This is a genomic window from Sphingomonas aquatilis, from assembly GCF_014196115.1.
GTDB lineage: Bacteria > Pseudomonadota > Alphaproteobacteria > Sphingomonadales > Sphingomonadaceae > Sphingomonas > Sphingomonas aquatilis.
This window is the reverse complement of the sequence record NZ_JACIDB010000001.1, coordinates 677387-688948: the sequence shown is the minus strand read 5'-3', so window position 1 is coordinate 688948 and position 11562 is coordinate 677387. Positions and strand designations below refer to the sequence as shown.

Annotated in this window: 7 protein-coding genes; 3 read left to right on the top strand and 4 right to left on the bottom strand. The window is 69.9% G+C overall.

Features of this window, described 5'->3' with window-relative positions; genetic code table 11:
* The first annotated feature begins 32 nt into the window (after positions 1 to 32).
* The gene (locus tag GGR47_RS03195) at positions 33 to 482 is read left to right on the top strand and encodes a DUF2721 domain-containing protein (protein ID WP_017977902.1); all 450 of its coding nucleotides are present in this window, start codon (positions 33 to 35) and stop codon (positions 480 to 482) included.
* Positions 479 to 880, top strand: a complete 402-nt coding sequence (locus tag GGR47_RS03190) for a DUF4345 domain-containing protein (protein WP_147036437.1) — start codon at positions 479 to 481, stop codon at positions 878 to 880. Before GGR47_RS03195 ends, GGR47_RS03190 begins: the two co-directional genes overlap by 4 nt.
* A gap of 36 nt (positions 881 to 916) precedes the next feature.
* On the opposite strand, the gene GGR47_RS03185 is transcribed toward GGR47_RS03190, so the two are convergent.
* A complete protein-coding gene (locus GGR47_RS03185) occupies positions 917 to 2500 on the bottom strand; it encodes an amidase (protein ID WP_183949429.1) in 1584 nt (527 codons plus the stop codon).
* Positions 2501 to 2634: 134 nt separating this feature from the next.
* Here GGR47_RS03185 and GGR47_RS03180 point away from each other — a divergent pair, with 134 nt between their 5' ends.
* Positions 2635 to 3870, top strand: coding sequence for an MBL fold metallo-hydrolase (locus GGR47_RS03180; RefSeq protein ID WP_147035505.1), 1236 nt, complete (start codon positions 2635 to 2637; stop codon positions 3868 to 3870).
* A gap of 132 nt (positions 3871 to 4002) precedes the next feature.
* Here the strand turns inward: GGR47_RS03180 and GGR47_RS03175 are convergent, their stop codons facing one another.
* The 3 genes from GGR47_RS03175 to GGR47_RS03165 are packed head-to-tail and all read right to left on the bottom strand — an operon-like array spanning position 4003 to position 11450.
* Positions 4003 to 5316 (bottom strand): chloride channel protein, encoded by a 1314-nt coding sequence (locus GGR47_RS03175; RefSeq protein ID WP_147035504.1) that lies wholly within the window; start codon positions 5314 to 5316, stop codon positions 4003 to 4005.
* A 48-nt stretch (positions 5317 to 5364) separates the two neighbouring features.
* On the bottom strand, positions 5365 to 9474 hold the full coding sequence (locus GGR47_RS03170) for a translocation/assembly module TamB domain-containing protein (RefSeq protein ID WP_147035508.1): 4110 nt from the start codon (positions 9472 to 9474) through the stop codon (positions 5365 to 5367).
* A gap of 8 nt (positions 9475 to 9482) precedes the next feature.
* Positions 9483 to 11450, bottom strand: a complete 1968-nt coding sequence (locus GGR47_RS03165) for an autotransporter assembly complex protein TamA (protein WP_147035503.1) — start codon at positions 11448 to 11450, stop codon at positions 9483 to 9485.
* Positions 11451 to 11562 lie beyond the last annotated feature (112 nt).

The following is an 11562-nucleotide window of genomic DNA, read 5'->3' as shown; positions in this document are numbered from 1 at the left end:
TCCCGCGGCGCCGTCCCGGATATGATGGCGCCATGCCCACGTTGCTCCAGGTGTCCACGATCGCGCAGACGATCCAGCTGTCGCTCGCGCCCGTCTTCATGCTGGCGGCGATCGGACAGATCCTGAACGTGCTCGCCGGCCGCCTCGCCCGCGTCATCGATCGCGCCCGCGTGCTGGAAGAACGGGTGATCGCCGAAAGCGGCCGCGATCAACAGCGCGACATCTGGGAATTGAAACTGCTCGACGAGCGCATGTCGATCATCAACGCGGCGCTGTTCCTCGCAGTGTTGAGCGCGGTGATGGCGTGCATCGTCATTGCGATGCTGTTCGTCGCCAATATCGCGCGGCTGCATATTGGCACCGGCATCGCCTTCTGCTTCATCGTCGCGGTGACGCTGCTCACCTGTTGCCTCGCCGCCTTCATGTGGGAGGTGCGCGTGTCGCTCCGCGCCATCCACGTGCGGAAGGAAATCCTGTCGTGAGCCCCGCGGTGGAGCGCCGTGCGCTGCAAATCATAGTCGCGTTCGCCTGCCTCGTACCGCTGTCGGTCGGTGGCTGGAGCGTGGCGCGGGGGCCGGGCTTCCTCGGCCATCCCCCGGTGATCCCGACCGATCTCGACAGCCATTTCCGCTACATCTCCGGCATCTTCTTCGCCGTCGGTATCGCGTTCGCGACGTGCATCCCCGGCATCGAGCGCAAGGGCCCCCGCTTCCGCCTGCTGGGTGCGCTGGTGGTCGCAGGAGGCCTCAGCCGGATCGTATCGCTGGTCGCGGTCGGCGCACCGTCAGCGGGGCATGTGTTCGGATTCGCGATGGAGCTTGGCGCGGTGCCGCTGCTGATGCTGTGGCAGTGGCGTCTGGAAAGGCGGTTTCGCGCCTAATCCACCTCACCCGCGGGGTAGGGTGGGTGCGGGACCTCAGCGACTCCCCTCCAGCACCGCCCCCACATCCGCCTGCGCGAGATACCGCGGTGCCACACGCGCCTTCGCCCGCTGCTCATAGGCATAGCCAGCGCCCAGCACCGTCGCCTCGCCGTTCTTCGTCGCGATGAACGACAAGCCCACCGGCAGTCCCCTCACCAGCCCCATCGGCACGGTGAGATTGGGATAACCGGCGATCGCCGGCAGCTCCGACGACGACGGTCCGTTATACTGGTCGCCATACACGGGATCGCTCAGCCACGCCTCGGCATAGGTCGGCTCGACCAGTATCTGTGCGCCCGCCGCAGTCAGCATGCCGTCGATCGCCCCGCTCGCCGCCTTCAGCGATTTCGCCCGCGCCGCCAAATATTCGGGATCGCGCAGGCCTTTGGTCTGCGCCGCCATCTCGAAAATCTCCTGCCCGAAGAACGGCATTTCCTGCGTCGCATGATCGCGATTGAAGGCGATCAACTGGTCGAGGTCGCGTGCCGTCACCGCCGCCGGCGTCGTCGCGAGGTACGCGTTCAGATCGGCCTTCAGTTCGGTCTTCAGCACCATGAACTCGGCATCGCCGACCCCATCGAGCTTGGGTGGCGTCACCGGCACCAGCACTGCGCCCGCTGCGGTCAGCACGGCCAGCGCCGCATCGTAGCGCGCGGCGAGGTCTGCGGGCATGTCCTTCGGCCGAATGACACCCACGCGCATCCCCGACAGCGCGCTGACCGACAGCCCCGCCGCATAGTCGCGCGGAACCGCGCCCGCCGTCACCGGATCGGCGGGATCGGGCCCGACCATCGCCGAAAACAGCACCGCCACGTCGCGCACGCTGCGCGCCATCGGCCCGGGCGTGTCCTGCGAATGGCTGATCGGCACCACATGCGTGCGACTGACCAGGCCGATCGACGGCTTCAATCCGACAAGGCCGTTGATCGACGACGGGCACACGACCGACCCGTCGGTTTCCGTCCCTACCGCCGCCGCGGCGAAGCTCGCCGCCACCGCCGCGCCCGAGCCGGACGAGGATCCGCACGCGGTACGATCCAGCGCATAGGGGTTCTTCACCAACCCGCCGACCGCGCTCCACCCGCTCATCGCGTGCGTCGATCGGATGTTCGCCCATTCGCTCAGGTTCGTCTTACCGAGGATCACCGCCCCCGCCGCGCGCAGCCGCGCCACCACCGGCGCGTCGCGACCGGTGACATTGTCCTTCAGCGCCAGGCTGCCCGCAGTCGTCGCCATCCGATCGGCGGTTTCGACATTGTCCTTGATCAGCACCGGCACGCCATGCAGCGGCCCCCGGATACGCCCTGCCTTGCGCTCGGCATCCAGCGCCTTCGCCTGCGCCAGCGCGTCGGGATTGATCGCGATAACGCTGCGTAGGGCCGGCCCCTCGCGATCGAGTGCGGCGATCCGGTCGAGATAGGCGCGCGTCACCTCGACGCTCGTCGCCTCGCCCGCGGTCATCAGCGCCTGCACCTGCTCCAGCGGCACCTCTTCGACGGTGACCCGACGCGCGACGGCCGGCGTTGCCAGCACGGCGCTCGCCAACAGAAAACCCAACGCGATCCGACGCATATCCATCCCCTTTGCGGCGGGATGCTAGCCGAGCGCACGGCCCGCACAAGTCCCCTCCCACGCCCACCCGCGATTGACGCGCCATTGAACCCACGGCACCTCCGCGGCGTTCACCCGCATCAATCTCCAAAGGGGCTGCCGTGGCGCTGGCACTGAAGATCATCGGCGGCATCGTGTTGGCGCTCGTCATCGCATTCGGCCTCACCGTGACGATCGTCCCGCGCTTCCTCGACCGCATCTATTACGAAGGCGACGAAAGCGACCATTACGACGGGCAGCGCTTCTTCAATCCGGATGGCGATCAGGACACGATGCGCATGCCCACGGGCGGCAGCCGCACCGGCTTCTTCTGGCGTTATTTGACCGGAAACGACGGGCGTCCCGAATGGCCGAAGAGCGTGACGGTCACACCGTCCCGCCCCGCCGCGCGGATCGACGGCGATCGCATGGTCGTGACGTGGATCGGCCACGCCAGCGTCCTCATCCAGACGCACGGCCTCAACATCCTCACCGACCCCATCTATGCGGAGCGCGCCGGCCCGTTCGGCTTCGGTCCGCAGCGCGTCGCAGCACCCGGCATCCGGTTCGACGATCTGCCCAAGATCGATCTCGTGCTGGTCAGCCACAATCATTACGATCACCTCGATCAGGCGACGCTGAAGCGGCTGTGGGAGCGCGATCACCCCGCGATCGTCACCAGCCTGGGCAACGACAGCGTCATCGGCCAGACCGGCGCGGAGGCGACGGCACTCGACTGGGGCGGCAACGCGACGCTCACCGCCGCCGGGATTCAGGACACCAGCAGCGACATCCGCTGTGACCCGGACAGCTGGTGCCCCGGCGACCGCGCCCGCGTCTTCGTGACGCGCAACCACCATTGGGGCAGCCGCTGGTTCACCGATCGCAACCGCGCGCTCTGGTCCAGCTTCGTCGTCGCGTTGCCCAGCGGCGGCAACATCTTCTTCGCGGGCGACACCGGCTTCGGCGATGGCCTGTGGCCGGCGGAGGCCGCGACCTACGGCCCGATCCGCTTTGCGATGATCCCGATCGGCGCCTTCCGCTTCGCGCCCGGTCAAATGTCGTCGGGCAGCCATGTCGGCCCTGCGGAGGCGGCGCTCATCCACCAGCGCCTTGGCGCGGCGCGATCGATGGCGATCCACTGGGGCACGTTCCGCCTGTCCTACGAAGGCTATGACACGCCGCCCAGGATGCTGGCGGCAGCGATGCGCTGCACGGGTGGCAGCGGCTTTACCGCGGAAGGGCTCGGCAAGCCGTTCGACGTGCCCGTCTACACCGCGCCGCAGACCGGCCGCGCGATGCAATCCGCCGACATGATGCGCTGCCTCGACACGCCCGAGGTCCACGCGCTGCGCTAAACCGAACACACCCCGTCATTCCCGAGAAGGCGGGAATCCATAACCTCTAACCTCAGCGACAGAAGCGAAACGGTAGCGCATCTGGATTCCCGCCTTCGCGGGAATGACGATTAGGAATTGTCGTCGCGCGCCTTACCGAAACGTCTGCGACAGCCCGTGATACAGCTTCTCGCGGCACACCAGCTGGCTCGCCCAGTCGGCGATGAACGCGGTGGCGAACATCGGCAGCAGCAGCCCGCGGCTGACCGTCGTTTCGGACAGGATGATCACCGCGGTCAGCGGCGCACGCACGACGCCCGCGAAATAGGCGACCATGCCGAGGATCACGACCGCGCCCGCCGGATCGTCCGGGAAGACCGCGTGCAGCAGATTGCCGACGCCCGCCCCTACCGCCAGGCTGGGCGCGAAGATGCCGCCGGGCAGCCCGGCGACCGCGGTCGCCGTCGTCGCCAGCGCCTTCGCCGGGCCGAACCACAAGGGCGCATCGACGCCGATGATCATCGCCCGCGCCGCGGAATAGCCGGTGCCCCAGGTCAGCCCGGCCGAGAACACGCCCAGCACCGCGACGAGGACGCCGCAGATGCCCGCGAACAGCACCGGGTTCGCCTTCGTCCAGCGCGTCACGCGGCCCGGCCCACTGGCGAGCCCCAGCAGCACGCGCGAGAACAGCCCGCCGGCCAGTCCGCCGAAGACGCCCGCGACCGGCACGACGATCAGCGCGCTCGCGGTCGGCATATGCGCGCCGATCGCGCCGAAATAGATATAGTCGCCCGCCAGGCTCTGCGCGACGAGGCCGGCGATGACGATCGCCGAGAGGACCAGCAGCGTCACCTTCTGCTCATAGGCGGCGGCGAGTTCCTCGATCGCGAACATCACGCCCGCCAGCGGCGTGTTGAACGCCGCCGCGACGCCCGCCGCGCCGCCCGCGATCACCACCGCGCCCTTCAACGGTACGCGCAGCACGCGGTGACTGATCCCCATCACCGCCGCGGCGATCTGCACCGTCGGCCCTTCGCGCCCGACGCTCGCGCCGCACAGGATCGCCGCCATCGTCAGCACGACCTTGCCCAGCACCGTCTTCACCGCGATCAGCCCGCCCATCGCCGCGGTCGGGTCGGTCTGCGCCGCCATCACCTGCGGAATGCCCGAACCGCGCGCCAACGGCACGAACCGCCGCGTCAGCCAGACGAGCGCCATGAAGCCCAACGGCGTCGTGACGAGCGGCAGCCAGTGCCAGGTACGCGCATAGGCGCTGAACACCAGTCCCGTATAATCGGCCGCCTCGGCGAACAGCACCGCGACGATGCCGATCAAGATCGCCCCGGTGATCACCGCGATCCGCCGCCGGAAGCGCACGCTGGTCGGCCCGCGCGATCGCAGCAGCGCGCGCAGGCGGTAAAGCGTCCAGCGGCGGGAACGCGGCGACGGGGCGGATACGTCGGACATGGACAGGCCCTAGCCGACGATGGCGCTCAGCGGAACCGCTGCGGCGGGTTAATAATCCTTCGACACGCGCACGTTCGCGCTTTGCCGGCCTAAGGTGGAGATGCTGGACAGCAGCGAGAGCCAGCGCGTGACCTGATATTCCAGCCGCGTCGCCGAATAGCCCTGCCCGTCGGTGACGATTTCCGCATACAGCCGCCGCGTCACGAACTTGCCCGCGGCGATCGACGTGCCCTGACCCGTCTGCGGATCGGCGGGCAGGATGCGCAACCGGTCGAGCCCCGCCGCGCGCCGTACCGCGTTGATCGGGTTGAGGCCGTTGCCGCCGTCCTGTAACGCCGCCACCGCCGCGGCGAGCTGCAACGCCTCGGGCGCGGACAACTTGGTGATCGACGTGCCGAACAGCAGGCGCGACAGCAATTCGTCCTGCGGCAGCGCCGGCACGCTGGTGAAGCTGATCTCGGGCTTCAGTGCCGTGCCGGTGACGCGGATCGAGGCACTGAGGCCCGTGCTGTCGGCATTCGCCTCGATATCCAGCGCGGGATTGGCCGGCACCTCGCCACCGAAGCGGATGATGCCGCGACGCAGCTCGAACTTGCGGCCGGCGAATTCGTAGTCGCCGCGGACCAGCGTCGCCTGGCCGGTGATCGCCGGATTGCCCGGCTCGCCCGCGATCGACAGGTCGGCGGACCATTCGCTCGACAGGCCCAGGCCGCTGACGATCATCTTGTCGGGCGCCTTCGCCTTGATCGCCAGCGTCCACGGCGATGGCGGCGCCTCGTCCTCTTCGCCACCGTCGGGCAGGTTGATCTCGCGGATGTTGAGCCGCGGCACGGCGGTGGCGGCGCTCGCCTGCCCCAAGCGATAGCGGCTGCGATCGAGCAGGACGTTGCCCGCGATCTGACCACCGACGCCCTTGGACAAGAAGGTCAGCGGCCCGGTGACGGTCGCGCCGAAATCGTCGCGGTTGATCATCACCGCGCGATCCGCCTGCAAGCGCACGTCGACCCCCACGCCGCGCGCCGCGCCGAAATCGAACGTGCCGACACCCGTCACGCGCCCGCCCTTGCCCGCGTCGGCCGCGAAGCGGTCGATCTGCAATTGCGATCCCCCGAACTTGCCGCTGGCGACGACGTTGGTCAGCACGGTGCCGGTCGCGGCGCTTTCGATCCGCGCGCCATTGGCCTGCAAAACGCCCCGGATCACCGGCGCGCCGATCCGCCCACTGACGTCCGCACCGATCGCGACGGGACCGGACAAATCGAACAGCTCGACGCCGGTCAACCGCCATAGCGTGTCCGCCGGCCCCTGATAACGCAGCTGGGCGATCAGCGGCGCCGCGGCGATACGGCTGGCGAGGTCGCCCGCCCCCAGCGGCTTGAGCAGCGCCTGCGCCCGCCCGATCGTCCGCCCGCCCGACGCCATCACCGCGCGCACGCCCAGCCGGTCGGCGGACAGCACGCCCGCCAGCCCCACGTCGATCGGTCGCGACGCGAGGACGAGGCCCGCACGGCTCAGCCCGCGCAGCGTCAGGTCGATCCGTCCCGTCGGTGCCTCGCCCGCCCGGCTGGCATAGACGATCCGCCCCGACGCGGTGCCGCCCAGCCCCAGCCGCGGGAAACCGATGTCGAGGATCGCGAGCGGCATGCGCGTCAGGCTGGCATCCACCGCCAGCGCATCGTCGGCGAACCGCCCCGCCAGGCTGCCCTCGCCACCCGCGAAGGCGAGCTTGGTCGGCGCCAGCTGCCACCCGTCGCCATCGCGCGTGACGATCGTGGGTTCGAGCAATTTCAGCGGCCGGCGGTCGAGCGTGCCCTGCGCCGACACGGTATACCGATCCGGCGCCACCGCGATCACGGTCTGCACATCGAACGCGCGGCCGCGCGACCCGGCGATCGACGCACGGATTTCCCCCGTCCCGCCGCGCAGCTTCGCATTCCCCGCAAAGCGCGCGAGGCTCAGCCGCCCCTGCCGCAGCCCCTGCCCCGATGCGGTCGCGTCGATCGAAGCGCCCGCCGGATCGAGCAGCAGCGTCGCCTCCAGATGCCCACGCCGCAGCGTCGCACCCGACAGCTGCGCATTGGCCGCATCCAGGCTCATGACGATCTGCTGCACCGTGCCCACCGGGTGGAAGCGCAGCGCACCCGACAGGCCGCCGCCGGCCACGGTCAGCGTGCCCTCGAACCCGCCCGGCGGCATCGCGAGCCGGCCCGATGCAACCGTGCCGCTCACCGCCAGCCGGTCGACGAACAGCACGTCGTCGACGCCCGGCGGCAACAGCAGGATGCGCCCCGTCCCCGCGAACGGCCCCAGCCGCGATCCGCCCTGCGCCTGGACGTTGAATCCGGTCGGCGTCGGGTCGAGGTGCAGCCGCACCTGACTCAGCCCCATTGTCGTATTGGGCGCGGCGAAGACGATATCGAGCGTCGGCCGGTCGATCTTCCCGTCCAGCCGCAGCATCGTCACCGGGCCGTAGCGCGCATGCCGCCCGGTCGCGTCGATATGGAACGTCTCGTCGTTGCGGCGATAGCCGCTGCCGCGCAACGTCAGCAGCGGCGACGTCAGCACCAGATCGGCGAAGCGGATCGTCCCGTCGGGCGCGCGTTCCAGCGACGCAACGACGCGCGGCAAACCGCCGGTCAGCGCGCGCAGGAAGCCGTTGTCGAGCCGCACGACCTGCGCGATCCCGCGCCCGACGATCCGCGTGCCCTTGCCGCCCGGCCCCGGCACGACGGTGAGGTCGGATCGAACGTCCACGACGCCCAGCCCCTTGATATACAGCCGCCCGAGCGTCCCGTTCAGCCCCGCCTCGTATCGCCCGGTCGCCAGATTCAGCGACACCATGATCCGCCCGTCCAGCTTGTCCGATCGCAGCCGCAGCGCATCCGCGGTCAGCAGCGATCCCGTCAGCCACACCGGCCCGTCGAGGCTGAGGTTGCGCAGGATGCCGCCCGCGACGTCGCCCACACCCGTCACCTCCGCCGCGACGAAGCGCGTCGGCATCGTCAGCACACGGCCGCCCAGCCGTCCGCTGCCCGCCAGCCGCACGCCGTGCATACCGGTCCGGTCGATCGCCAGCTGGTCGGCACGCAGGCGATAGTCGAACAGCGCGGTCCGGAACCCGCCATCCAGCACCGCGCGCAGCACGATGCCGCTGCCGCTCATCGTCGGGATCACCGCGGCGGGCCGCAAGAGCCGGGCCTCGATCCGCACGTTGCGCCAGGCCGATGTGCCGAGATCGATCACCCCGGTCGTCGTCATCGCCAGCGCCGTGCTGCGCAGCGACAGCGTGCCGTCGAGCCGTCGGTCGGCGAAGGTCGCCGAGCCCGCGATACGCACGCGCGGGCTGGTCAGCCGCTGGACGACCGCGCTGGTCCATCCCGCCGTCGCCACCTCGCCCCCCAGCGTATAGCGGCCGGCATCCGCCGCCAGCGCGAGGTCGACCGCCCGTGCCGTACCGATCCGTCCGACCGCGCGCCCACGCCAATGCGTCCAGCTGCCCTTGCCGTCGACGTCCAGCCGCACCGCCCGCCGCACGCCGAGGCTGCGCGCTAGCACACCGGTCGCGGCGCCGGCTGCGCGCACGTCGATATCGAACCGGTCACGATCCGGCGCCGCATCGACCCGCACCGCCAGCCGATCGGTCCCCGCGACCACCGCGCCAAGCCGCACGAGGGCCCGTCCGTCACGAATATCCGCCCGCCCCGCGATCCGCCCGACCCGCGGCGTGCCGAGCACCGGCTTCGCGAGCACCAGCCGATCGACACGCAGATCGTCGATCGCAATATCGAAATCGGGCAGGATCGGTCCGCGCTGCGGGTTTGCCCGCGTATGTGGCGCGTGGAACAGCATCGCCTGCCCCACCGCCAGCCGCCGGATCACCAGCCGATGCCGCACCCATGCCCAAGGCCGCCAATCGAGATCGACCGATGGCGCCTGCAGCAACAGTCCGTCGAGATCGTAGACGCGCACGTCGGTCAGCCGCGCCCGACCATACAGCGACCCGTCGATCCGCCCGATTGCGAAGCGCAGCCCGTTGGCGGTGCGCACCGTCGCGATCCGCTCCGTGACCCAGCGATGGCCGATGCCGGTGTCGACCAGCGCCAGCGCGGCGACGAACACCGCCACCAGCGCGGCGATGCCCAACCCCAGCCAGCGCAAGGCCCGCCTCAAAACGCCTGCCCCAGCGATACGTAGACGGCGATGCGGCTATCGCCCGGCTTGGGGTTCAGCGGCGTGCCGACGTCGAGGCGGATCGGCCCGAAGTTCGAATAATAGCGCACGCCGACGCCTGCGCCGTACTGGAAATCGCCCAACCCCGGGAACGCCGTGGTGTAGACCGTACCGCCGTCGAGGAACGGCACGATGCCGAAATTCCCGAACGTCTTCACCCGCGTCTCGATCGAGAACTCGGCCAGGCTGCGCCCGCCGATGGGATCGTTGTTGACGTCGCGCGGGCCGATCGCCTGGAAGCCGTATCCGCGCACCGACGCGCCGCCGCCCGCATAGAAGCGCCGCGACGGCGCGATCTGGTCGCGCGGCGCGCCCAGGATCGATCCCAGCCGGATGCGCTCCGCCAGCACCACGCCGCTATGGACGGGCTGGTAGGCGCTGGCATCCAGCTGCATCCGCGCATAGCCGAAGACATTGCCCTGCAACGACACTTCCGGGCTGAACCGCCCGCCGATGCGAAAGCCGCGCGTCGGATTGAGCAGATCGTCCGACCCGTCGTAATTCAGGCTGGTCGGCACCGCGCCGATGAAGAAGGTGCGCCGCCGCGGCTCGCCCGTCGCCGCGATCACATCGCGCTCGTCCGACGCGATCAGTTCACCGCCCAGCGACCAGGTCCACGCCTTCTGGAAGAAGATCGTCGTCTGCCGCTCCAGGCTGCCGGCCAGCGTGAACGTCTTCGCATCATAGGCGTCACGCACCGTATGGGCAGCCGCCGCCTGCAGCGTCAGCACCCGGTCGCGCCCGCCGACATTGCTGCGGCGGAAGACGATGTTGCCCAATTGCTCCTGCGTGCCCAGCACGCTGCGCAGCGTCAGCGCGCCTTCGGACGGGAACAGGTTGCGGTGCGTCCAGCTGATTTCGGCGCGCGCGCCTTCGCCCGTGCCATAACCCAGCTCGCCCGCGATCGTGCGCGGCGGCGCCGGCTCCATCTTGACGCCGATATCGACCGTGCCCGGATCGGCGTCCGCGATCGCCTTCACCTCGACGGAGGACACGAGGCCCGTCTGGATCAGTGCGCGCTTCAGATCGTCGAGCGACGCGGCATTATACGCATCCCCGGGCTGGAAGCGCGCGATCTCCTGCACATGGTCCGCGTCGAACACCCGATTGCCGGGCAATGCGACGATCCGCCCGAACCGCCGCGCGTTGCCGGTCGCGACGGCAAGGTCGAGCGTCGCGGTCTTGGTCGCATGATCCACCACGATCTGCGGCTCGCCAATGTCGGCGAAGGGAAAGCCCGCCTGCCCCGCCTTCGCGCGCAGCTGCGTCGTGCCCGCAACGATCGCGTCCGCGTTGACCGGATCGTCCGCCTTCACCCCAAAGGCCTTGTCGAGCACCGGCGCCTTGTCCCCCGCCGCGCCGACGCCGCCCAGGGTCACCGCGGTGAAGCGATACAGCGTCCCCGGCTCGGCCGCGAGCACCACCTGCGGCTTGGCGCCCGGTTCGATCCGCGTCGTGACGCGCGCATCATAATAGCCCTCGCCGCGCAGCAACGTGCGCAGCAGGTCGCCGTCCTCGCGCGCACGCCGGTCGAGCTGCGCGGCATTGGCGGCGCTGCCGTCATTCTCCGCCAGCGTCGACAATTCCTCGAACCGGCGGCGCAGCAGCGGCGTCGCGGCGCTATCGATCCCCTCGATCCGCCAGCCATAGCGCCGCTCGCCCGCCGCATCGGTCGCCTGCGTCGCAGCCGCCTCGGTCGCGTCGGGCTTCAGCTCGGGCCAGGCGACCCCGATATCGGGCAATGCCGCGAGCGGGGCATTGGGATCAAGCGATACGCCATCCGTGGCCTGCGGGGCCTGCGGGCGCGTGGTATCCCCCGCGGGCGAGGTCTGCGCCGCAGCCGATCCGGCAACAAGGAACGCGGCAGTCGCGCCTAGCCCGAACCACCCCCAACGCGACACCATGCGCCTGTCCTAGCGCGCGGCGCTTCGGCGCAAAAGTCCCACACCGGCGCAAATCCCGATCGACCGGACGCGGCGACGGACCGGCCGGACGCATGCAGACGCCGAAGCCCAG

Excerpts from the sequence above, each read along its gene's own strand:
- GGR47_RS03185 (WP_183949429.1), bottom strand. The coding sequence starts at position 2,500 with ATGGATATGCGTCGGATCGCGTTGGGTTTTCTGTTGGCGAGCGCCGTG.
- GGR47_RS03195 (WP_017977902.1), top strand. The coding sequence starts at position 33 with ATGCCCACGTTGCTCCAGGTGTCCACGATCGCGCAGACGATCCAGCTG.
- GGR47_RS03175 (WP_147035504.1), bottom strand. The coding sequence starts at position 5,316 with ATGTCCGACGTATCCGCCCCGTCGCCGCGTTCCCGCCGCTGGACGCTT.
- GGR47_RS03165 (WP_147035503.1), bottom strand. The coding sequence starts at position 11,450 with ATGGTGTCGCGTTGGGGGTGGTTCGGGCTAGGCGCGACTGCCGCGTTC.